We start from the raw sequence: 20,867 nt of genomic DNA, 5'->3' as shown, positions 1-20,867 counted from the left end.
AGCGGAGCGCCACCCGGCAACAGGAGGGTTAAGCAGGGAGCGATTTCAGCAGGGCGAAGGCCTCTTTCATCCTGTCCTCACTGACGACAAAGGCGCGCATCTGACCGTCGGTATCGGTGCCGCGCGCCACCATGCCCTGCGGCGAAAGGGCAATCTGCCAGTCCAGATCCTGACGCTGCGTTTCGCCTGCAAGATGCAGCGGCACTTCCGGCGTTTTTACCTTCACCAGCATGGCGGGTAATTTCACCGGAGCGTTGCCCCCGAGCAGGTTTTTCGCCAGGCACATGGCGCTTAACTGAATCGGTTGCAGGAACGGCAGCACCTGGCCGTTAATTTCCGCGCAGTCGCCCAGGGCATACATGTCCGGCTGGGTGGTTTGCAGGTAGCTGTTAACCTTTACGCCGCGGTTGATTTCGGCGCCTGCGCGGTGCGCCAGCGCCGTTTCCGGGCGCAGCCCCGTCGCCGCAATCACCACATCCACCTCCACGCTGCGGCTGCGGTCGAGCGTTGCACGTATGCCGCTGCCGGTTTTGCTCAGGCTCTGCAGCTGCGATTTCAGCAGCAGATGCACGCCCATGTCGGTCAGACGATGCTGTAAGCGGCAGCTCACTTCAGCGGGCATCAGCGCCGACAGAATGCTCGCCGCGTGGTCGACCAGGGTCACGGATTTTCCCGCACGGCAGAAATCCATCGCCAGCTCGGTACCGATCAGCCCGCCGCCGACAATCATCACCCGCGTGGCGTCGCGAAGCTCCGTTTCGCTCGCCTGATACGCCTGCTGGCTGTTGAGCGTGACCATCAGCTCGCGGCCCTCAACCGGCGGCACAAACGCAGAGGCACCCGTGGCCAGCACCAGCTTGTCGTACTGCCAGGTTTTATCTTTCGCTTTCACCAGACGGGCGTTGGCGTCGATATCGGTGACCCAGGTGTACGGAAACAGACGCAGGTTAAACTGTTCTGCGAACGCCCCCGCCGTCTGGCGGGTGAGATCGTCGGCGCGCTGGTTCTGGCTAATGACGTGGCTTAAATCAGGCTTGTTGTACTCGTCCATGCTGTCGGCGGCGATCAGCGTCAACGGCACGTTAGCGTCCTGCTTGCGGATATTTTTCACCAGCTGGCGGGCGGCAAAGCCCGAGCCGATAATGACGATACCGTGGCTCATTTTGCCTCCGTTGCCAGTTCATCAAAAACGTCTTTCCCGAGGGAACATTCCGGGCAGAGGAAGGTGTCCGGCACCTCGCTCCACGGCGTGCCCGGCGCGACATCCTGCAGCGGCTCGCCCCGTTCCGGGTCGTAAATCCACTGGCACACGCTGCACTGCATGCAAGGACCGAGGTCGGTAGCGGCGGCTTCAGCTACGGCTTCCGGCGCAACCGCCGCAGCGGGGGCGGTTTCCGGCAGCGGTGCGAGCGCCCACTGACGGGCAATGTCGCGGCCGTGCTGGCGGCAGATTTCCAGGGCGTCGATATCCGGCCGCCATTTCGCTTTCAGGCTCATCGACATCTCAAACCCTGCATCCTGTAAACGGGTGGAAAGGCGGTCGACCGCGCCGCCGCTCCAGCCGTGGGAGCCAAAGGCGCTGGCGCGCTTGTTGCGAAAACGCAGGCCGGTCATCTCTTCGACCAGACCGGCAATCTTCGGCATCATCACGTTGTTCATGGTGGAGGTGCCCACCAGCACGCCCTTGGAGCGGAAGACGTTGGTGAGGATCTCGTTTTTATCGCTGCGCGCCACGTTGAAGATTTTCACCGCCACGTTCGGGTCCACCTCGTTGATGCCCTGGGCAATGGCGTCCGCCATCATGCGGGTGTTGTTGGACATGGTGTCGTAGAAGATCGTGATGCGATCTTCCTGATAATCCGCCGCCCACTTCAGGTACAGCTCCACGATCTGGGTGGGGTTTTCACGCCACACCACGCCGTGGGAGGTGGCAATCATCTCCACCGGCAGGTTAAAGCCGAGGATCTCGGTGATTTTAGGCGTCACCAGACGGCTGAACGGAGTCAGGATATTGGCGTAGTAGCGCTGGCACTGTTCGAACAGCTCGGTCTGATCCACCTCGTCGTTGAACAGACGTTCATCGCAGTAGTGCTGGCCGAAGGCGTCGTTGCTGAACAGCACCGCGTCGCCGGTCATGTAGGTCATCATGCTGTCCGGCCAGTGCAGCATGGGCGTTTCCACGAAGATCAGCTGCTTGCCGTTGCCGATATCCAGCGCGTCGCCGGTTTTCACGATGTGGAAGTTCCACTCCGGATGGTGGTGGTGGCCGTTGATCGAGTCGATGGCGTTGGTGGTGCAGTAGATCGGAGTGTCCGGAATATACGACATCAGCTCGGTCAGGGCCCCGGCGTGATCCTCCTCCGCGTGGTTGATGATGATGTAGTCGATGGCGTTCAGATCGATTTCGCCGCGCAGGTTCTGCACGAACTCGCGGCTGAACTTGTGATCGACGGTATCGATCAGCACATTTTTACCTTCACGAATGAGATAGCTGTTGTAGCTGCTGCCGCGCAGCGTTTTATATTCCGTCCCGTGGAAATCGCGCACTTCCCAGTCACGTTGACCCACCCAATGAATGTTATTTTTAACCAGAATAGACATAGCAAACCTCAGCGTAATATCGCGTTTTTCAAATAGGATGGTTTGCTTATATCAAGCCGCGTGCCAACTTTTAACATATTGATTTTTATAGGTTAATACTTTGACGATCCGAAATGGGTAGTCATTATGACTATTAAAAACAGTGTCACTATGACAACATGCATTGTCAAAATGACAGCGAGGCAGAGATGAGCTTTTCCGTAGACGTGCTGGCGAAAATCGCCATTGAACTGCAAACCGGTATTGGTCATCAGGACCGCTTCCAGCGGCTGATCTCCACGCTGCGCCACGTGCTGGCGTGCGACGCCTCGGCGCTGCTGCGCTACGAGGGGCGGCAGTTTATTCCCCTGGCCATCGACGGCCTGGCGAAGGACGTGCTCGGGCGGCGCTTTACCCTTGAAGGCCATCCGCGTCTGGAGACCATCGCCCGCGCGGGTGACGTGGTGCGTTTCCCGGCGGACAGCGATCTGCCCGACCCGTACGACGGGCTGATTCCAGGCCAGGAGAGCCTGAAGGTGCACGCCTGTATCGGCCTGCCGCTGTTTGCCGGGCAGAATCTGATTGGGGCGCTGACCCTCGACGGCCTGTCGCCGGACCAGTTCGATACCTTCAGCGATGAGGAGCTTCGCCTGATTGCCGCCCTGGCCGCCGGGGCGCTGAACAATGCGCTGCTGATTGAACAGCTGGAGAGTCAGAATATTTCTCCCGGCAGCCCGGCGGCGTTTGAGCAGGTGACGCACACGGAGATGATTGGCCTCTCGCCGGGCATGGCGCAGCTCAAAAAAGAGATTGAGATTGTTGCCGCGTCCGATTTGAACGTGCTGATCTTCGGGGAGACCGGCACCGGCAAGGAGCTGGTGGCGAAGTCGATTCACGAAGCGTCGCCGCGCGCGGTCAGTCCGCTGGTGTACCTCAACTGCGCCGCGCTGCCGGAAAGCGTGGCGGAAAGCGAATTGTTTGGCCACGTCAAAGGGGCGTTTACCGGCGCCATCAGCAACCGCAGCGGCAAGTTCGAAATGGCCGATAACGGCACGCTGTTTCTGGATGAAATTGGCGAGCTTTCCCTGTCGCTCCAGGCCAAACTCCTGCGCGTATTGCAGTACGGCGATATCCAGCGCGTGGGGGACGACCGCAGTCACAGAGTGGACGTTCGCGTGCTGGCGGCGACGAACCGCGACCTGCGTGAAGCGGTGCTGGACGGAAACTTCCGCGCCGACCTGTTCCACCGCCTGAGCGTGTTCCCGCTTACCGTGCCGCCGCTGCGCGAGCGCGGGGACGACGTGGTGCTGCTGGCGGGCTATTTCTGCGAACAGTGCCGTCTCAGGATGGGGCTTTCCCGCGTGGTGTTAAGCCCGGGGGCGAGATCGCATCTGCTGAGCTACGGCTGGCCGGGCAACGTGCGCGAGCTGGAACACGCGATTCACCGCGCGGTGGTGCTGGCGCGAGCGACGCGTTCGGGTGATGAAGTGGTTATACATGCCCGGCATTTTGCGCAGCATGATGAAATTTCGTCTATTGCGCAGGCTGTACCAGAGAGAGCGCATGAAAATCTGCGTGACGCGACAGAGGCGTTTCAGCGTCAGATGATTACCCGCGCGCTGGAGCAGAATAACCGCAACTGGGCGGCGTGCGCCCGAGCGCTGGAGATGGACGTCGCCAACCTGCACCGGCTGGCGAAGCGTCTCGGGCTGAAGGGTTAGATAATCCCGGCCTGATAGAAATCCTGCAGGTTGATGGCACCGCACAGCCTGCCGGTGTCATCCACCACCGGTGCGGCGGTGATTTTGCGCTTCATCAGCACCTCTTTGGCTTCAATGGCGCGGCTCTCGGCGTTCAGCGTCAGCCCGCCCTGGGTCATGGCGTCCGACACTTTGGTTTCCAGTTTGCCACCGCCCACCAGCCAGCGGCGCAGGTCGCCGTCGGTGAACACGCCTTTGACGTACCCGTCGTCGTCGCACACCGCCACCAGCCCCAGACCGGTGCGGCTGAGCTCCAGCATCGCGTCCATGACGCTGGTATTGAGTTTGACCTGTGGAATCGCATCTTCTGTGCGCATCAGGTGGTGGACCTTGTTGAGCAGGCGCGCCCCGAGCGCCCCCGCCGGATGCGAGCGGGCGAAATCTTCTTCGTTAAACCCGCGCGCCTGCATCACCGCCATCGCCAGCGCGTCGCCCATCATCAGGGTATTCACGGTGCTGGAGGTGGGGGCGAGGTGCATCGGACAGGCTTCACGCTCAACGGAAATATCCAGCGTTGCCTTGGCGGCCAGCGCCAGGGGCGAGCGGGATTTCCCGGTCATCGCCAGCAGGGCGACCGATTTTTCCTGCAGGCGTGGAATAATCAGGTCCAGCTCTTTCGCCGAACCGGAGTAGGAGATAAACAGCATCACGTCGCGGCTTTCAATCATTCCCAGATCGCCGTGCAGCGCTTCGGCAGGGTGCACGAAGAACGCCGGGGTGCCGGTGCTGGCCAGCGTCGCGGCAATCTTTTTGCCGATATGGCCGGATTTACCGATGCCCGCCACGATCACTTTGCCTTCGCAGTGGATAATGGTGTTGGCCGCGCGGACAAAATCCTCGCCCAGACGTTCCGGCAGGCGGCTGGCTTCCTGCAGCTCCAGCATTAGCGTCTGGCGGCCCGTTTCTAACAGAAAATCACTCATCTCTCTCTCCGGTTACGATCACGTCGATGCCTTTCTCTTCCAGCGCTTTTTTGAACGCCGGGTCGATACCCGCGTCGGTAATCAGCTTGTCGACGCTTTCAAGGCTACAGACAATGTTGGGGCTTTTGCGGCCAAACTTAGACGAGTCTGCCATCAGAATCACTTCCCGCGCGGCGTTGCACATGGCTTTACTGACGCTGAACACCTCGTTAAACGTCGTGACGCCCGCGTTCAGGTCGATGCCGTCGGTACCCATAAACAGTTTATCGAAGCTGAAGTGGTCGAAGGCGTTCTCCGCCAGCTGCCCGTGGAACGACGCGGATTTTTTACGGAAGGTGCCGCCGGGCATCAGGATGGTCTGCTCGCAGTCGTTCTCCGACAGGGCGTTGACGATGTGCAGGCTGTTGGTCATCACCGTGATGTTGTTAAAGCGGCTGAGCAGGGGGATCATCTGCAGGACGGTACTGCCTGCATCCAGAATGATCGAGTCGCCATCGTGGATAAATTTTACGGCGGCTTCGGCAATCAGCGCTTTCTGGTGGGTATTGATCAGCGTTTTGTGGTCGATAGGCGGGTCCGCTTCGTCTTTATTGAGCACCACGCCGCCGTAGGTTCGAATGACGGCGCCAGAGTTTTCGAGCAATACGAGGTCCTTGCGTATCGTCGTGCCGGTGGTGTCAAAGTAGTGGGCCAGATCCTCCACCGAGCATTTTCCCTGCTTTTGCAGATGCTCAAGAATGGCCGCCTGCCGCTGACGAGGTTTCATAGGCGCTTCGTTCCTTAGGTTGCGAAATGATAATTTCGCAAGTCTATATCTTTCACAACGAAATTATCCATGTTTCAGATTAAGCGCTAATGATAGTGCATTCTGACAAAGTGGATCATGGGGAAAGATCACATCGGGCTGCAATTCCTGCAGCGAAATGCCGTTGATTGCCTGGATTTTCACCGGACGGGCAAAGACGGTCATGCCGCGCATGATGAGGGAATCGCAGACCTTATTGTTTTCATCCAGCGCAACAGCGACGACGACCCGCGGCTTGAAACGTCCACCGGAACGCCCGACGCCCACGCGGCCTTTCTGGCACAGGGCGTCAAACGCGCGGTTAAACCGATGGATTTGCCAGCCGCCAAACGCCATCTGGCAGATCCAGGCGAGGGCGGCGACGGTAATGAGTGCGGTGACCATATCGGCTCCTTTAATTGCCGGGTGGCGGCTGCGCCTTACCCGGCCTACGGGGATTGTAGCCCCGGTAAGCGCAGCGCCACCGGGGAATGAACTCAGAACATCACCTGCCCACCGGTGACGTTAATCGACTGTCCGGTGCAGTACGAGGCTTTCGGGCTGGCGTAAAACAGCAGCATATTCAGCACGTCCTGATAGTCGCACCCGCGCTTGAGCGGCACTTTATCGATGTAGTACTGCTCCACTTCTTCCGCTTTAATGCCGAGCTTGGTGGCGTACTGCGGCAGCAGGGACTGGAACATCGGCGATTTCAGCAGATTGCCCAGCATCAGCGAGTGGACGGTAATGCCGTATTCGGCCAGATCCAGCGCCAGAGACTGCGTCAGCCCCACGCCGCCAAACTTCGCCGCGCTGTAGCCGGAGTTGTGCTTGCTGCCCACTTTCCCCGATTTTGAGTTGATCTGAATGATGCGCCCCTGAATGCCGTCGCGGATCATCAGACGGGAAAACTCGCGGGCGCAGAGGAAATAGCCCACCAGATTGACCTGCAGCGAGCGGTCAAAATCCCCCAGCTCGAAGTCGCTGATAAAGGCCGCTTTCGCAATGCCGGCGCTGTAAACCAGCAGGTCGGTACGCCCAAAAATGTCGTCCACGCCGCGCGCGAGCGCCATCACGCTCTGTTCGCTGGTGGCGTCGGCGCCAAACCCGTACGCCATTCCTTCACCAAACTCGGTGTTGATGGTGTCCGCCACGCGGGCGGCCTTTTCACTCTGAATATCCACTACCGCCACGCGGTAACCCTCAGCGGCAAGCCCACGGCAGAGGAACTCGCCTAAGGTTTGTCCCCCACCAATGACAACGGCAACCTGACTCATGTCTATCTCCTTAATTACGCAACAAATTTTAACGTGCAGCCTGGGGTGACAGCCTGCGGAACCGGGCCCGCTACGTGAACCGTGCCGGGATACTCCGCCTGCGGCTGGCCGTCGAAACGCAGGGTGATGTGGCCCAGCTCGCGCAGGTTTTGTTCAGCGACGTCGCCGACGGCGGTCACGGCATAGCGCGCCTCGCCCAGCTCCAGCTGGCTCCCGGCCTTTAGCTCACCGTTCAGCTCGCCGTGGCAGTGGATGAAGCAAAACTCTTCGATATCCGCAGGCGCCCCTTCGCGAAAGGTGATCAGCATCTGGTCGCTCAGCGCATCCGCCGCGCTCTGGCCGATGCGGGTAATGGTGGTCTGGTAAATCACGGTCATGGCAGGAACCTCTTATTGATAAATAAAGCCGGAGACAAACCAGGCAATCAGCACCGTCGGCGCCCCCGTCAGGAAGCGGCTGACCAGCACGGACGGCACGCCCACGCGCACGGTGTCCTGGCGTGCTTCCGCCAGCGACAGCCCCACGGGGATAAAGTCGCACGCTGCCTGGGCGTTAATGGCAAACAGGGCGGGCAGGGCGAGGTGCGGAGGAATATTCCCCAGACCAATCTGCACGCCAATCAGCACGCCGATAACCTGAGCAATCACCGCGCCCGGGCCGAGGAACGGCGACAGCAGCGGGAAGGAGCAGATCAGCGCCAGCGTGACCAGCCCGAGCGGGTGGCTGGCGAGCGGGGCGAGGCCGTGGGCAATCCAGTCGCCCAGGCCGGAGGCCATGATGATGCCGATCAGCGCCGAGACGAACGCCATAAACGGCAGAATGGTCTTCAGCACCGTGTCGATGGTGTCGCGCCCGGACTGGAACAGCACCGCCACGGCGGACCCCATCCCCATCCCGACCTTCGCCAGCAGGCCGTCGCTCTGCTCGGTGATTTTCTTACTGGTGTCGTACTCGCGCGGGGCCGCTTTTTGCGGTGCAGACGTCCCCTTTACCAGGGTGATGTTGTCTTCCTTCACGCCTGAGACATAAATGTCTTCGAGGATGTACTGCGCCAGCGGGCCGGATTTCCCGGTGGAGTGAATATTTACCGTCGGAATGCGGCGCTTCGGATAGATGCCGCAGCGCAGCGTGCCGCCGCAGTCGATCACCGCCACGCCAATTTCCGCTTCCGGCGGTTCGCCTTCCTTGAAGCCGTCGACCGCTTCCCAGCCGGTCAGATCGCGCAACGTGTCGACGATCGCCGGGCGCGTGCCCGCGGTGATGTACACAATCTTTTTGCCTTCGGTGGCGTCGAACTCCAGCGGGCCGCCCCAGCCGCCCGTGCCTTTCTCAATGCGGATCCGGTTCATGCTGTTGCTCCTGAAAGATGGACTTTCTGTTCAAGCTGGATGCCCATTTTTTTCTCGAAAATAGCGGTGGTGAGGTCGGTCACCCAGCCGCGGAAGAAGTTGGTCACCAGACCGACCAGCAGGTAGCTCACCGCCAGCGGGCCGAGCGGCAGGCCAAGCGTGGTAAGGCCGCTGGCGATCCCGAGATAAACGAACAGCTCGCCGGGGTTGATGTGCGGGAACAGGCCGTTCATGGAGTGGCAGCTGTACGAGGCGGCGGCGTAATAGCTCGGCTTGTACTTCTCTGGCATAAAGCGGCCGAGGCTTAAGGTCATCGGGTTGCAGAACACGAAGGTGCCGATAAAGGGCAGTATCAGGTAGCGGGACAGCGGGTTTCCGGCGCAGCGCTGGGCGAAGCGCTCAATGCGCTGCTGGCCGATAAAGTTAATCAGCGCGTTCATGATCACCAGCAGGCTGATCAGCAGGGGCAGGATCCCGGTCACCATGCCGGTGAACACTTCCCCGCCTTTCTGAAACAGCCCGATGAACCACTCGGCGCCGTGGGTGATGGTTTCTATCATTCTTCTCTCCTGTAGGGCGTTTGTTTTTGTCTATCTGTGGCTAATAATAATCACTTTGAAAGGTTTTAAAGTGTTAGTTAGATCTCACAATGAAAGAAAAATGGATTATTTTGAAAGATAATTGACGTGGTGAATGATTTTCGGGGGAAAAAAGCATGGATTTGCGTTGGGGAGGTGCGTACCGCTTCCTTGAGGTGTTGCGGATGCTTTACCATACTGGGTTCTTATCGAACCCGTTAAATGGATGTCTCATGTTCAAGCGTCGTTATGCAGCGCTGTTGCCTGCGCTTATTCTGCTGTCTGCCTGTAGTAGCAAACCTAAGACCGAAGCCGTTCAGCAAACGGCGGGCGCGCCTTCCGGAGGATTCCTGCTGGAGCCGCAGCACAATATGATGCAGATGGGCGGCGACTTCGCGAATAACCCGGCGGCCGAGCAGTTCATCGATAAAATGGTGAGCAAGCACGGCTTTGACAGACAGCAGCTGCACGAAATTTTGTCTCAGGCCAAGCGTCTGGACTACGTGCTGCGCCTGATGGACAGACAGGCGCCGACGGCCCAGGTGCCGAGCGGGCCAAATGGGGCGTGGCTGCGCTATCGCAAACAGTTCATTACCCCGGACAACGTGCAAAACGGCGTGGCGTTCTGGAATCAGTATGAAGATGCGCTTAACCGCGCGTGGCAGGTGTACGGCGTGCCGCCTGAAATTATCGTCGGGATTATCGGCGTGGAAACCCGCTGGGGCCGCGTGATGGGCAAAACCCGCATTCTGGATGCGCTGGCGACGCTCTCCTTTAACTACCCGCGCCGCGCGGAGTATTTCTCTTCCGAGCTGGAAACCTTCCTGCTGATGGCGCGCAACGAGCAGGACGATCCGCTCGATCTGAAAGGGTCGTTTGCCGGCGCGATGGGCTACGGCCAGTTTATGCCGTCGTCCTATAAGCAGTATGCCGTCGACTTTAACGGAGATGGCCATATCAACCTGTGGGATCCGGTGGATGCCATCGGCAGCGTGGCGAACTACTTCAAAGCGCACGGCTGGGTGCCGGGCGGCCAGGTGGCGGTACAGGCGAACGGTCAGGCGCCGGGGCTGGAAAACGGCTTCAAAACCAACTACAGCATTTCGCAGCTGTCCGCGGCAGGCCTAACGCCAACGCAGCCGCTGGGCAATGCACAGCAGGCGAGTCTGCTGCGTCTCGATGTCGGAACGGGCTATCAGTACTGGTACGGGCTGCCGAACTTCTACACCATCACCCGCTATAACCACAGCACCCACTATGCGATGGCCGTGTGGCAGCTGGGGCTGGCGGTATCGCAGGCCCGCGTGCCGGCGGCGTCACCGTTTAGTCAGTAAGTTACCCCGACGGGTAGGCCGGGTAAGGCAACGCCGCCACCCGGCATGGCTGCGCGCACGGTGCGGCCTGTTGCCCTCTCCCATGGGAGAGGGCGTTTTGCAGAAACATTTCGCCACACTCCCTTTTCAAACCTGCCATTTACATCCTAATCACCTTTCATTATTGTTATGTTATAACATTTAAATTGGTGCCGAGATGTCAACGTCCCTTTTCTCTCTTTCTGCGCCGGTTCGGCTTTTGCTGGCGCTGGTGCTTATCGTCTTTCTCGGCCTGGCCGTGCGCTGGGCGGTGGCATTGCCATGATCGTGATGAATGAACTGGTTGCGGGTTACGACCACCAGCCCGTCATGCGCGCGCTTTCGGGCGTCATTGAACGCGGCAGCATGACCGCCATTGTTGGGGCCAACGGCTGCGGCAAATCCACGCTGCTGAAAACGCTCGCCGGTTTTATCCCACCCGTAAGCGGCGGTTTTCGCTGGCAGGGGAAGCGCCCGGTGATTGGCTGGCTGGCACAGCGTCACGCGCTGGAGGCGCAGTTTCCGCTGACCGTGCGCGATGTCGTCAGCATGGGCTGCTGGCCGGGCATTTCGCTGCTTTCCGGGTTTCGTCGCGAAACGCGGTTGCGTATTGCCAGCGCGCTTGAGCGGGTCGGGCTGGAATCCATGGCATCATCCACCATTGATGAGCTCTCCGGCGGCCAGTTCCAGCGCATGCTGTTTGCCCGCGTCCTGGTACAGCAGGCGCCGCTGGTGATGCTGGACGAGCCCTTTACCGGCATCGATGAAGCCACCTGTAACGTGCTGATGGATGTAATGCTGGAGATGTATATGCAGGGGCAAACGCTGCTCGCGGTACTGCACGACAGCGAGCGCGTGTCGCGCCACTTCCCGCAGACGTTGCGGCTGGATGCTGATGTGCCTCAGTGGAAAACCGAGCGGGTGAGGGTGGCATGATCTGGCACACATTCTTCCAGCCGTTCATCGAGTACGGCTTTATGCGCCGCGCGCTGGTGGTTTGCCTGGCGCTTTCTATCAGCACCACCGCGCTCGGCGTATTCCTCCAACTGCGCCGGATGAGCCTGATGGGCGATGCCCTTTCTCACGCTATTTTGCCGGGCGTCGCCGTGGGATACCTGCTCAGCGGCCTGTCGCTGCTGGCAATGAGTATCGGCGGTTTTGTCGCGGGCATTACCGTGGCGCTGCTGGCCGGTCTGGTCAGCCGACGCACGCCGCTTAAGGAAGATGCCAGCTTTGCCGGATTTTATCTTGGCTCACTGGCGCTGGGGGTCACGCTGGTATCGCTTCGTGGGTCGAATGTCGATCTGCTGCATTTACTGTTTGGCTCTATCCTCGCCGTGGACAACGACGCCGCGCTGTTTGTCACGGGCGTGTGCATGTTCACTCTTATCGTGCTGGCGATGTTTTATCGCGGCCTGGTTACCGAAGCGTTTGACACCGCCTGGCTACAGGTGAACGCCCGCTGGCTGCCCGGCCTGCTGCACGGACTGTTTCTGGCGCTGCTGGTTCTTAACCTGGTGGCCGGTTTTCAGGTGCTCGGCACGCTGATGGCCGTCGGGCTGATGATGCTGCCAGCCGTGGCGGCACGCTGCTGGGTACGCACGCTACCGGCGTTACTCCTGATGGCGGGCATCAGCGGTATTGTCTGCGCATGGCTGGGGTTGAGCCTCTCCTGGGCGATGAGTCTCCCGGCCGGGCCATCCATTGTGCTCACCGCCAGCGCGCTGTTCTTTATTTCCATTTTATTGGGTACGCGAAGCAGGCTCGCTGGCAGTCTGCGGGCGTATTTTTAACGCAAGGGGAAACGATGAAACGTACAGGACTAGTAGTGGCAGTGGCGCTCGCGCTGGGGATGATGTCGCAGGGCGTGATGGCGAAAACGCTGAATGTGGTCACCAGCTTCTCGATACTGGGGGATATCACCAAGGAGGTGGGCGGCGATCATGTGAAGGTGACGACGCTGGTGGGGCCGGACGGCGATCCGCATACCTTCGAACCGTCGCCGAAGGACAGCGCGGCGCTGAGCAAGGCCGATGTGGTGGTGGTGAACGGTCTGGGGCTGGAGGGCTGGCTTGACCGCCTGGTGAAAGCCTCCGGGTTCAAAGGGCAACTGGTCATCGCCTCAACAGGCGTGAAAACGCACACGCTTGAGGAAGATGGAAAGACCGTGACCGATCCGCACGCGTGGAACAGCGCGGCGAACGGGGCGTTATATGCACAAAATATTCTGAACGGGCTGGTGAAAGCCGATCCGCAGGACAAAGCCGCGCTGGAAGCCTCCGGTAAACCCTATATCACGCAGCTCAACCAGCTGGATAGCTGGGCCAAAACGCGCTTTAGCCAGATCCCGCAGGCGAAGCGCAAGGTGCTGACCAGCCATGACGCCTTCGGCTATTTCAGCCGCGCTTATGGCGTAACCTTCATGGCACCTCAAGGACTCTCTTCAGAGAGCGAGGCCAGCGCGGCGCAGGTTGCTGAGATCATCAATCAGATTAAAGCCGACGGCGTAAAAACCTGGTTTATGGAAAACCAGCTCGATCCGCGTCTGGTGAAGCAGATTGCCTCGGCGACGGGCGCGCAGCCAGGGGGAGAACTTTACCCGGAGGCCTTGTCAGCAAAAGGCGGCGTGGCAGACACCTACGTCAAGGCGTTCCGCCACAACGTGAATACGCTCGCCGACAGCATGAAATAACCTCTTCCACGGCCGGTGCGTTTGCACCGGCTTTTTTCTGAAGCCCCCTCGTAAAACCTGAAGCGTATCCCCACATCTGACGAGAAAGTGCTATCTTGTGCAGCACGTTTTTCTGATGCCTGGAGCGAGAATGACTGACCATGAATTGATGCAGCTTAGCGAGATCGTTGGCCTGGCGCTTAAGCAGCGTGGGGCGACAATGACCACCGCGGAATCCTGCACCGGCGGCTGGGTGGCGAAAGTGATTACCGATATTGCCGGCAGTTCCGCCTGGTTTGAACGCGGTTTTGTGACCTACAGTAACGAAGCTAAGGCACAAATGATTGGCGTGCGAGAAGCCACGCTGGAACAGCATGGCGCGGTCAGTGAACCGGTGGTCATTGAAATGGCCATTGGCGCGCTCAAGGCGGCGCGGGCAGATTACGCGATTTCCATTAGCGGCATCGCGGGGCCGGACGGCGGCAGCGACGTGAAGCCTGTTGGCACCGTCTGGTTTGGGTTTGCCACGTCTAAAGGGGAAGGGATCACCCGCCGGGAGTGCTTCAGCGGCGATCGCGAAAGCGTGCGCCGTCAGGCAACGGAATATGCGTTAAAAACGCTCTGGCAACAATTTCTACAAAACACTTGATACTGTATGACCATACAGTATAATTGCACCAACAGAACAGAAATCCACGGTGAAGCACAGTCGCTTCTCCCGGCATGACAGGAGTAATAATGGCTATCGACGAAAACAAACAGAAAGCGTTGGCGGCAGCACTGGGCCAGATCGAAAAGCAATTCGGTAAAGGCTCCATCATGCGCCTGGGTGAAGACCGTACCATGGATGTGGAAACGATCTCCACCGGTTCGCTTTCTCTGGATATCGCGCTGGGCGCGGGCGGCCTGCCAATGGGCCGTATCGTAGAGATCTACGGGCCAGAATCCTCCGGTAAAACTACCCTGACGCTGCAGGTGATTGCTGCGGCACAGCGCGAAGGTAAAACCTGTGCGTTCATCGATGCCGAGCACGCGCTGGATCCTGTTTATGCGCGTAAGCTGGGCGTGGACATCGACAACCTGCTCTGTTCTCAGCCGGACACCGGTGAGCAGGCGCTGGAAATTTGTGACGCGCTGGCGCGCTCCGGTGCGGTTGACGTTATCGTTGTTGACTCCGTTGCCGCACTGACGCCAAAAGCGGAAATCGAAGGTGAAATCGGCGACTCTCACATGGGCCTCGCGGCACGTATGATGAGCCAGGCGATGCGTAAGCTGGCCGGTAACCTGAAGCAGTCCAACACGCTGCTGATCTTCATCAACCAGATCCGTATGAAAATTGGTGTGATGTTCGGTAACCCGGAAACCACAACCGGTGGTAACGCCCTGAAATTCTACGCGTCTGTCCGTCTGGATATCCGCCGTATCGGTGCGGTGAAAGAGGGTGAAAACGTCGTCGGTAGCGAAACCCGCGTGAAGGTGGTGAAGAACAAAATCGCTGCACCGTTCAAACAGGCTGAGTTCCAGATCCTCTACGGTGAAGGGATCAACTTCTACGGTGAACTGGTTGACCTGGGCGTGAAAGAGAAGCTGATTGAAAAAGCGGGCGCCTGGTACAGCTACAACGGTGACAAGATTGGTCAGGGTAAAGCGAATGCTATCTCCTGGCTGAAAGAGAACCCGGCTGCGGCGAAAGAGATTGAGAAGAAGGTGCGCGAGCTTCTGCTGAACAACCAGGACTCCAAACCTGATTTCGTAGTCGATGCTGCGGATGCTGAAGAAACCAACGAAGACTTTTAAGTCTCTCGTGTAAAGATGAAGGGCTGCTGATGCGGCCCTTTTTGCATTTCTGATTCTACAGGTTTTTTATGAGTGAACCGACATCACGCCGACCCGCCTACGCGCGCTTGCTGGATCGTGCGGTGCGCATCCTGGCCGTGCGTGACCACAGTGAGCAGGAGCTGCGGCGGAAGCTGTCGGCTCCGGTGATGAGTAAAAACGGGCCGGAAGAGATTGATGCCACGGCGGAAGACTACGACCGCGTGGTGGCCTGGTGCTATGAGCATCATTACCTGGACGACGATCGCTTTGCTTCCCGCTTTCTCGCCAGCCGCGGCCGCAAGGGCTACGGCCCTGCGCGCATCCGGCAGGAGCTGAACCAGAAAGGGGTGGCCCGGGAGTCCATCGAAAAAGCGATGCGCGAGTGCGACATTGAATGGTGCGAGCTGGCAAAAGAGCAGGCGATTCGCAAGTACGGCGAACCGCTGCCGCGTGAATTTTCAGAAAAAGTCAAAATCCAGCGCTTTTTGCTCTACCGCGGCTTCCTGATGGAAGATATTCAGGATATCTGGCGTAATTTTGCCGATTGAACGCATGCGGGATTTTACTTCCCACTAAAGAAAACTTATCTTATTCCCACTTTTTCCAGTAGCTGGTCTGTCCAACGGTTTACCGATACAGGCTGGCTACGACATTTCGTTAGCTTGATTTCAGGATAATTATGAGCAAGAGCACCGCTGAGATCCGTCAGGCGTTTCTCGATTTTTTCCATAGTAAGGGACACCAGGTTGTTGCCAGCAGCTCCCTGGTACCGAACAACGATCCGACTCTGCTGTTTACCAACGCCGGGATGAACCAGTTCAAGGATGTGTTCCTTGGTCTCGACAAGCGTAATTATTCCCGCGCCACAACCTCACAGCGTTGCGTGCGTGCGGGCGGTAAACACAACGACCTGGAAAACGTCGGTTACACCGCGCGTCACCACACCTTCTTCGAAATGCTGGGTAACTTCAGCTTCGGCGACTACTTCAAACACGATGCCATTCAATACGCGTGGGAACTGCTGACCGGTGAAAACTGGTTCAACCTGCCGAAAGAGCGTCTGTGGGTTACCGTCTATGAAACCGATGACGAAGCCTACGAAATCTGGGAAAAAGAGGTCGGTATCCCGCGCGAGCGTATCATTCGCATCGGTGATAACAAAGGCGCGCCATACGCGTCTGACAACTTCTGGCAGATGGGTGACACCGGTCCTTGCGGTCCGTGCACCGAGATCTTCTACGATCACGGCGACCACATCTGGGGTGGCCCTCCAGGCAGCCCGGAAGAAGACGGCGATCGCTACATTGAGATCTGGAATATCGTCTTCATGCAGTTCAACCGTCAGGCCGACGGTACCATGGAGCCGCTGCCGAAGCCTTCCGTTGATACCGGTATGGGTCTGGAGCGTATTGCCGCGGTACTGCAGCACGTTAACTCCAACTATGAGATTGACTTGTTCAGCACCCTGATCAAAGCCGTTGCCGAAGTCACCGGCGCGACCGATCTGAACAACAAATCGCTGCGCGTTATCGCAGACCACATTCGTTCCTGCGCGTTCCTGATTGCCGACGGCGTTATCCCGTCGAATGAAAACCGTGGCTACGTGCTGCGTCGTATCATTCGTCGTGCTATTCGTCACGGCAACATGCTGGGCGCGAAGGACACCTTCTTCTATAAACTCGTTGGGCCACTGATTGGCGTGATGGGGTCAGCGGGTGACGAGCTGAAACGCCAGCAGGCGCAGGTTGAGCAGGTTTTGAAAACCGAAGAAGAGCAGTTTGCCCGTACGCTGGAGCGCGGTCTGGCGCTGCTGGACGAAGAGCTGGCGAAGCTTAAGGGCGATACCCTGGACGGCGAAACCGCTTTCCGCCTGTACGACACCTACGGCTTCCCGGTTGACCTGACTGCGGACGTTTGCCGCGAGCGTAACATCAAAGTTGACGAAGCGGGCTTCGAAGCCGCGATGGAAGAGCAGCGCCGTCGTGCGCGCGAGTCCAGCGGTTTCGGTGCAGACTACAACGCGATGATCCGCGTTGATAGTGCGTCTGAATTCAAAGGCTATGAGGCGCTGGAACTGACCGGCAAAGTGACCGCCCTATTTGTTGACGGCAAAGCCGTGGACAGCATCAGCGCAGGTCAGGAAGCCGTAGTCATTCTGGACAAAACGCCGTTCTACGCCGAATCCGGCGGCCAGGTTGGCGATAAAGGCGAACTGAAGGGCAATGGTTTCAGCTTCAGCGTGACCGACACCCAGAAATACGGTCAGGCAATTGGCCACCAGGGCAAACTGGTTTCCGGTTCTCTGAAAGTGGGCGAGGGCGTCCGGGCTAACGTTGATGAAGCTCGCCGCGCGCGCATTCGTCTGAACCACTCTGCAACCCACCTGATGCACGCTGCCCTGCGCGACGTACTCGGTACCCACGTTGCACAGAAAGGTTCTCTGGTTAACGATAAAGTGCTGCGCTTCGACTTCTCGCATTTTGAAGCGATGAAGCCGTCTGAAATCCGCGCGGTGGAAGATCTGGTGAACGCGCAGATCCGTCGTAACCTGCCAATCGAGACCCACATCATGGATCTCGAGGACGCGAAGAAAAAAGGTGCGATGGCGCTGTTTGGCGAGAAATACGACGAACGTGTTCGCGTGTTGAGCATGGGCGACTTCTCTACCGAACTGTGCGGCGGTACACACGCCTCGCGCACCGGTGACATCGGCCTGTTCCGCATCGTTTCCGAGTCGGGTACGGCGGCAGGCGTGCGTCGTATTGAAGCGGTGACCGGTGAAGGTGCGGTAGCCAGCCTGCATGCGCAGAGCGATCAGCTGCACGACATCGCGCAACTGCTGAAAGGCGATAGCCAGAACCTGGGCGAGAAAGTGCGCGTTGCGCTGGAACGCACGCGTCAGCTGGAAAAAGAGCTGCAGCAGCTGAAAGAGCAGGCTGCGGCGCAGGAGAGTGCAAACCTCTCCAGCAAGGCTGTAGACATTAAGGGCGTCAAACTGCTTGTCAGCGATCTGGCGGGCGTTGAGCCTAAGATGCTGCGTACTATGGTCGACGATCTCAAGAACCAGCTCGGTTCTACCGTTATCGTGCTGGCGACAGTAGCAGAAGGTAAGGTTTCTCTGATTGCGGGCGTCTCTAAGGATGTGACTGACCGCGTAAAAGCAGGGGAACTGATTGGTATGGTCGCTCAGCAGGTGGGCGGCAAGGGTGGCGGTCGTCCGGACATGGCGCAAGCCGGTGGTACGGATGCGGCGGCACTTCCTGCGGCATTAGCCAGCGTTGAAAGCTGGGTAAGCGCGAAACTGTAATAACTACAAAGCACAAGCAGACGCCATAGCGGTAACGTTATGGCGTCTTGTTCACTGTGCTATCGATAACGATAAAGTCAGGTTGAGTTTGTGTATATCGGCTAAACTTACGTTTAACAGAATGTGATGCCGTGACTGCTTACACTTTACGTGTTTGTCATCGCTTACTTTTTGGCGTTATATGATGGATAATGCCGGGATACAAGAGACCCGACTCTTTTAATCTTTCAAGGAGCAAAGAATGCTGATTCTGACTCGTCGAGTTGGTGAGACCCTCATGATTGGGGATGAGGTCACCGTGACAGTTTTAGGGGTAAAGGGTAACCAGGTACGTATTGGTGTTAACGCTCCTAAAGAAGTATCTGTCCACCGTGAAGAGATCTACCAGCGTATCCAGGCTGAAAAATCCCAGCAGTCCAGTTACTGATATTGTCGCGTCTCGCTGTCGGGCGAGACGCAACCCTCCCGCTATTTTTCCTGCTCAAAGTTACCGTTTAATTTCAATCGCTCTCTTTTTGACCACTCCGCTACCCTTATCTCGTCCCAACACCGTTCTTTCCGCATCAGTTTTCTGCGAAGATGCCTGCAAAATCCGCTTATAAAACACCCTCTTTGCGGCTTTTACATGCGAATTGCGTGTGATTTGTGCAAACGATAAAAGCTTTTGGAAAATTGTTTGACTTATAAGTCCCAGAAAGTAATATATGCGCCACGCAGCGACGAGAAGCTCTTAACGAGTAGCTCGAAGCACTCGAAAGAGGCGTTGTGTGGTGAGGTGGCCGAGAGGCTGAAGGCGCTCCCCTGCTAAGGGAGTATGCGGTCAAAAGCTGCATCCGGGGTTCGAATCCCCGCCTCACCGCCATTTTGCATCCGTAGCTCAGCTGGATAGAGTACTCGGCTACGAACCGAGCGGTCGGAGGTTCGAATCCTCCCGGATGCACCATCTATTACTTCATATTGCTTTAGAAGTGATATGAATATCGAGCAGTACAGTAGTAAATCCCGATGCATCCGTAGCTCAGCTGGATAGAGTACTCGGCTACGAACCGAGCGGTCGGAGGTTCGAATCCTCCCGGATGCACCATTTACTATTTCTGAAAGCAGTACCCTGATGCATCCGTAGCTCAGCTGGATAGAGTACTCGGCTACGAACCGAGCGGTCGGAGGTTCGAATCCTCCCGGATGCACCATTATTATTTCTGAAAGTAGTTCCCTGATGCATCCGTAGCTCAGCTGGATAGAGTACTCGGCTACGAACCGAGCGGTCGGAGGTTCGAATCCTCCCGGATGCACCATCTTCTCCTTCTTTGTTTATTCCTTCGACGTTCCGTCAGCAATCACACTCTCTGTCAGCGACAAAAACCACCATTTACGATAAAGTAATGCTTTGTTAATCGGTTAGCGAGAGCACGATGTACGCACAGTATGACGGTTTGATCTTCGATATGGATGGTACCCTCCTGGACACCGAACCCACGCATCGTCAAGCCTGGACCGACGTCCTGGGCCGCTACGGCATGCGTTTCGACCTTCAGGCGATGATCGCCCTCAACGGCTCCCCCACCTGGCGTATTGCGCAGGCCGTGATTGAACTGAATCAGGCCGATCTCGACCCGCACCTGCTCGCGCGCGAAAAAACCGATGCGGTAAAAGCCATGCTTTTAGATACGGTACGTCCGTTACCACTGATTGATGTGGTAAAAGAGTGGCACGGGCGTCGCCCGATGTCGGTGGGGACGGGCAGCGAAAGCGCGATTGCAGAAGCCTTGCTCAATCATCTTGGCCTGCGCCACTTTTTTTCTGCCGTGGTCGCCGCCGATCATGTTAAACGTCACAAGCCCGCACCGGACACCTTCCTGCTTTGCGCAGAATTAATGGGCGTCCCGGCGGCAAAGTGCGTCGTGTTTGAAGATGCCGATTTTGGGATCCAGGCCGCGCGTGATGCCGGAATGGATGCGGTGGATGTACGCTTACTGTGAGTGACGCGCTGTCACTTGCCTCATTATTCGCCAGCAGTTTTCTCAGCGCCACGCTGTTACCGGGCAATTCGGAAGTGGTGCTGGTGGCGATGCTGTTGTCCGGCGTGAGTCAGCCCTGGCTGCTTGTAGTAATAGCAACAATGGGTAATAGCCTTGGAGGGCTGACTAACGTTATTCTTGGGCGTTTCTTTCCGCTGCGTGAAAAATCGCGCTGGCAGGAAAAGGCAGTCGGCTGGCTAAAACGCTATGGCGCTGCCACGCTGTTATTAAGCTGGATGCCTGTAATAGGCGATTTACTGTGTCTGCTGGCGGGATGGATGCGCATCTCCTGGGGACCGGTGCTCTTTTTTTTGTGCCTTGGCAAGGCGTTGCGCTATGTTCTCGTGGCGTGGGCAACACTACAGGGTATGACGTGGTGGCACTAATTGGTGGAATGAATACGCGACCTTCAATCGTCAACCATTACAATTATGCTGAGTAACATTACTT

At 57.9% G+C, this 20,867-nt stretch carries 21 protein-coding genes and 5 tRNA genes; 17 read left to right on the top strand and 9 right to left on the bottom strand.

Annotated elements, in window-relative coordinates; translation table 11 throughout:
- Positions 1-28: 28 nt before the first annotated feature.
- On the bottom strand, positions 29-1,162 hold the full coding sequence (gene norW / locus ACVCAM_RS10935) for an NADH:flavorubredoxin reductase NorW (RefSeq protein ID WP_407223614.1): 1,134 nt from the start codon (positions 1,160-1,162) through the stop codon (positions 29-31).
- Positions 1,159-2,601 carry an anaerobic nitric oxide reductase flavorubredoxin gene (gene norV / locus ACVCAM_RS10930; protein ID WP_407223613.1) on the bottom strand — a complete coding sequence of 481 codons (1,443 nt, stop codon included), beginning with the start codon at positions 2,599-2,601 and terminating at the stop codon, positions 1,159-1,161. The genes norW and norV overlap by 4 nt, the downstream gene beginning before the upstream one ends.
- Before the next feature lie 188 nt (positions 2,602-2,789).
- Between norV and norR the strand changes: the two genes are divergently transcribed.
- Complete coding sequence (norR, locus tag ACVCAM_RS10925) at positions 2,790-4,301, top strand: nitric oxide reductase transcriptional regulator NorR (protein WP_320751228.1); 1,512 nt, start codon at positions 2,790-2,792, stop codon at positions 4,299-4,301.
- On the opposite strand, the gene gutQ is transcribed toward norR, so the two are convergent.
- The 7 genes from gutQ to srlA form a co-directional block, all read right to left on the bottom strand.
- Positions 4,298-5,263, bottom strand: a complete 966-nt coding sequence (gutQ, locus tag ACVCAM_RS10920; RefSeq protein ID WP_063616796.1) for an arabinose-5-phosphate isomerase GutQ — start codon at positions 5,261-5,263, stop codon at positions 4,298-4,300. The genes norR and gutQ overlap by 4 nt on opposite strands.
- Positions 5,256-6,029, bottom strand: coding sequence for a glucitol operon DNA-binding transcriptional repressor SrlR (srlR, locus tag ACVCAM_RS10915; protein WP_008499558.1), 774 nt, complete (start codon positions 6,027-6,029; stop codon positions 5,256-5,258). Before srlR ends, gutQ begins: the two co-directional genes overlap by 8 nt.
- Positions 6,030-6,092: 63 nt before the next feature.
- The gene (gutM, locus tag ACVCAM_RS10910) at positions 6,093-6,452 is read right to left on the bottom strand and encodes a transcriptional regulator GutM (protein ID WP_032653148.1); all 360 of its coding nucleotides are present in this window, start codon (positions 6,450-6,452) and stop codon (positions 6,093-6,095) included.
- 92 nt (positions 6,453-6,544) lie between these two features.
- Positions 6,545-7,324: a sorbitol-6-phosphate dehydrogenase gene (srlD, locus tag ACVCAM_RS10905; protein ID WP_008499555.1), complete on the bottom strand. Its 780-nt coding sequence runs from the start codon at positions 7,322-7,324 to the stop codon at positions 6,545-6,547.
- Positions 7,325-7,338: 14 nt separating this feature from the next.
- On the bottom strand, positions 7,339-7,701 hold the full coding sequence (gene srlB, locus ACVCAM_RS10900) for a PTS glucitol/sorbitol transporter subunit IIA (protein WP_008499554.1): 363 nt from the start codon (positions 7,699-7,701) through the stop codon (positions 7,339-7,341).
- A 12-nt stretch (positions 7,702-7,713) separates the two neighbouring features.
- Positions 7,714-8,673, bottom strand: a complete 960-nt coding sequence (srlE, locus tag ACVCAM_RS10895) for a PTS glucitol/sorbitol transporter subunit IIB (protein WP_008499553.1) — start codon at positions 8,671-8,673, stop codon at positions 7,714-7,716.
- On the bottom strand, positions 8,670-9,233 hold the full coding sequence (gene srlA / locus ACVCAM_RS10890; protein ID WP_003862164.1) for a PTS glucitol/sorbitol transporter subunit IIC: 564 nt from the start codon (positions 9,231-9,233) through the stop codon (positions 8,670-8,672). Before srlA ends, srlE begins: the two co-directional genes overlap by 4 nt.
- Before the next feature lie 251 nt (positions 9,234-9,484).
- On the opposite strand from srlA, the gene mltB reads away from it, so the two are divergent.
- The 16 genes from mltB (at position 9,485) to ACVCAM_RS10810 (ending at position 20,803) form a co-directional block, all read left to right on the top strand.
- On the top strand, positions 9,485-10,585 hold the full coding sequence (gene mltB, locus ACVCAM_RS10885; RefSeq protein WP_008499552.1) for a lytic murein transglycosylase B: 1,101 nt from the start codon (positions 9,485-9,487) through the stop codon (positions 10,583-10,585).
- Between the two features lie 300 nt (positions 10,586-10,885).
- On the top strand, positions 10,886-11,539 hold the full coding sequence (locus ACVCAM_RS10880; protein WP_128301403.1) for a metal ABC transporter ATP-binding protein: 654 nt from the start codon (positions 10,886-10,888) through the stop codon (positions 11,537-11,539).
- Positions 11,536-12,396, top strand: a complete 861-nt coding sequence (locus tag ACVCAM_RS10875) for a metal ABC transporter permease (RefSeq protein ID WP_021241951.1) — start codon at positions 11,536-11,538, stop codon at positions 12,394-12,396. The genes ACVCAM_RS10880 and ACVCAM_RS10875 overlap by 4 nt, the downstream gene beginning before the upstream one ends.
- Before the next feature lie 14 nt (positions 12,397-12,410).
- A complete protein-coding gene (locus ACVCAM_RS10870) occupies positions 12,411-13,295 on the top strand; it encodes a metal ABC transporter substrate-binding protein (RefSeq protein WP_128301404.1) in 885 nt (294 codons plus the stop codon).
- A gap of 130 nt (positions 13,296-13,425) precedes the next feature.
- A complete protein-coding gene (pncC, locus tag ACVCAM_RS10865; protein WP_008499547.1) occupies positions 13,426-13,923 on the top strand; it encodes a nicotinamide-nucleotide amidase in 498 nt (165 codons plus the stop codon).
- Between the two features lie 89 nt (positions 13,924-14,012).
- Complete coding sequence (recA, locus tag ACVCAM_RS10860) at positions 14,013-15,071, top strand: recombinase RecA (RefSeq protein ID WP_008499546.1); 1,059 nt, start codon at positions 14,013-14,015, stop codon at positions 15,069-15,071.
- Between the two features lie 68 nt (positions 15,072-15,139).
- Positions 15,140-15,640, top strand: coding sequence for a recombination regulator RecX (gene recX / locus ACVCAM_RS10855; RefSeq protein ID WP_447093593.1), 501 nt, complete (start codon positions 15,140-15,142; stop codon positions 15,638-15,640).
- A 131-nt stretch (positions 15,641-15,771) separates the two neighbouring features.
- The gene (gene alaS, locus ACVCAM_RS10850) at positions 15,772-18,399 is read left to right on the top strand and encodes an alanine--tRNA ligase (RefSeq protein WP_227880432.1); all 2,628 of its coding nucleotides are present in this window, start codon (positions 15,772-15,774) and stop codon (positions 18,397-18,399) included.
- A gap of 241 nt (positions 18,400-18,640) precedes the next feature.
- Complete coding sequence (gene csrA, locus ACVCAM_RS10845; protein WP_000906486.1) at positions 18,641-18,826, top strand: carbon storage regulator CsrA; 186 nt, start codon at positions 18,641-18,643, stop codon at positions 18,824-18,826.
- A gap of 342 nt (positions 18,827-19,168) precedes the next feature.
- Positions 19,169-19,261: transfer RNA gene (locus ACVCAM_RS10840), tRNA-Ser, on the top strand.
- A gap of 4 nt (positions 19,262-19,265) precedes the next feature.
- Positions 19,266-19,342, top strand: a tRNA-Arg gene (locus tag ACVCAM_RS10835).
- A 64-nt stretch (positions 19,343-19,406) separates the two neighbouring features.
- Positions 19,407-19,483 (top strand) — tRNA-Arg (locus tag ACVCAM_RS10830).
- Positions 19,484-19,512: 29 nt separating this feature from the next.
- A tRNA-Arg gene (locus ACVCAM_RS10825) sits at positions 19,513-19,589 on the top strand.
- Positions 19,590-19,617: 28 nt separating this feature from the next.
- Positions 19,618-19,694, top strand: a tRNA-Arg gene (locus tag ACVCAM_RS10820).
- 117 nt (positions 19,695-19,811) lie between these two features.
- Positions 19,812-20,378 carry a fructose-1-phosphate/6-phosphogluconate phosphatase gene (gene yqaB / locus ACVCAM_RS10815; protein ID WP_021241955.1) on the top strand — a complete coding sequence of 189 codons (567 nt, stop codon included), beginning with the start codon at positions 19,812-19,814 and terminating at the stop codon, positions 20,376-20,378.
- The gene (locus ACVCAM_RS10810; protein ID WP_021241956.1) at positions 20,375-20,803 is read left to right on the top strand and encodes a YqaA family protein; all 429 of its coding nucleotides are present in this window, start codon (positions 20,375-20,377) and stop codon (positions 20,801-20,803) included. The genes yqaB and ACVCAM_RS10810 overlap by 4 nt, the downstream gene beginning before the upstream one ends.
- The last annotated feature ends 64 nt before the right edge of the window (positions 20,804-20,867 follow it).

The organism is Enterobacter sp. CFEC122 (genome assembly GCF_052983755.1).
The sequence above is the reverse complement of the archived record's forward strand: the minus strand, read 5'-3'. Positions and strand labels throughout refer to the sequence as shown.

What these genes read in the sequence shown, in the direction of transcription:
- norW (WP_407223614.1), bottom strand. Translation starts at nt 1,162, where the DNA reads ATGAGCCACGGTATCGTCATTATCGGCTCGGGCTTTGCCGCCCGCCAG.
- norV (WP_407223613.1), bottom strand. Translation starts at nt 2,601, where the DNA reads ATGTCTATTCTGGTTAAAAATAACATTCATTGGGTGGGTCAACGTGAC.
- norR (WP_320751228.1), top strand. Translation starts at nt 2,790, where the DNA reads ATGAGCTTTTCCGTAGACGTGCTGGCGAAAATCGCCATTGAACTGCAA.
- gutQ (WP_063616796.1), bottom strand. Translation starts at nt 5,263, where the DNA reads ATGAGTGATTTTCTGTTAGAAACGGGCCGCCAGACGCTAATGCTGGAG.
- srlR (WP_008499558.1), bottom strand. Translation starts at nt 6,029, where the DNA reads ATGAAACCTCGTCAGCGGCAGGCGGCCATTCTTGAGCATCTGCAAAAG.
- gutM (WP_032653148.1), bottom strand. Translation starts at nt 6,452, where the DNA reads ATGGTCACCGCACTCATTACCGTCGCCGCCCTCGCCTGGATCTGCCAG.
- srlD (WP_008499555.1), bottom strand. Translation starts at nt 7,324, where the DNA reads ATGAGTCAGGTTGCCGTTGTCATTGGTGGGGGACAAACCTTAGGCGAG.
- srlB (WP_008499554.1), bottom strand. Translation starts at nt 7,701, where the DNA reads ATGACCGTGATTTACCAGACCACCATTACCCGCATCGGCCAGAGCGCG.
- srlE (WP_008499553.1), bottom strand. Translation starts at nt 8,673, where the DNA reads ATGAACCGGATCCGCATTGAGAAAGGCACGGGCGGCTGGGGCGGCCCG.
- srlA (WP_003862164.1), bottom strand. Translation starts at nt 9,233, where the DNA reads ATGATAGAAACCATCACCCACGGCGCCGAGTGGTTCATCGGGCTGTTT.
- mltB (WP_008499552.1), top strand. Translation starts at nt 9,485, where the DNA reads ATGTTCAAGCGTCGTTATGCAGCGCTGTTGCCTGCGCTTATTCTGCTG.
- ACVCAM_RS10880 (WP_128301403.1), top strand. Translation starts at nt 10,886, where the DNA reads ATGATCGTGATGAATGAACTGGTTGCGGGTTACGACCACCAGCCCGTC.
- ACVCAM_RS10875 (WP_021241951.1), top strand. Translation starts at nt 11,536, where the DNA reads ATGATCTGGCACACATTCTTCCAGCCGTTCATCGAGTACGGCTTTATG.
- ACVCAM_RS10870 (WP_128301404.1), top strand. Translation starts at nt 12,411, where the DNA reads ATGAAACGTACAGGACTAGTAGTGGCAGTGGCGCTCGCGCTGGGGATG.
- pncC (WP_008499547.1), top strand. Translation starts at nt 13,426, where the DNA reads ATGACTGACCATGAATTGATGCAGCTTAGCGAGATCGTTGGCCTGGCG.
- recA (WP_008499546.1), top strand. Translation starts at nt 14,013, where the DNA reads ATGGCTATCGACGAAAACAAACAGAAAGCGTTGGCGGCAGCACTGGGC.
- recX (WP_447093593.1), top strand. Translation starts at nt 15,140, where the DNA reads ATGAGTGAACCGACATCACGCCGACCCGCCTACGCGCGCTTGCTGGAT.
- alaS (WP_227880432.1), top strand. Translation starts at nt 15,772, where the DNA reads ATGAGCAAGAGCACCGCTGAGATCCGTCAGGCGTTTCTCGATTTTTTC.
- csrA (WP_000906486.1), top strand. Translation starts at nt 18,641, where the DNA reads ATGCTGATTCTGACTCGTCGAGTTGGTGAGACCCTCATGATTGGGGAT.
- yqaB (WP_021241955.1), top strand. Translation starts at nt 19,812, where the DNA reads ATGTACGCACAGTATGACGGTTTGATCTTCGATATGGATGGTACCCTC.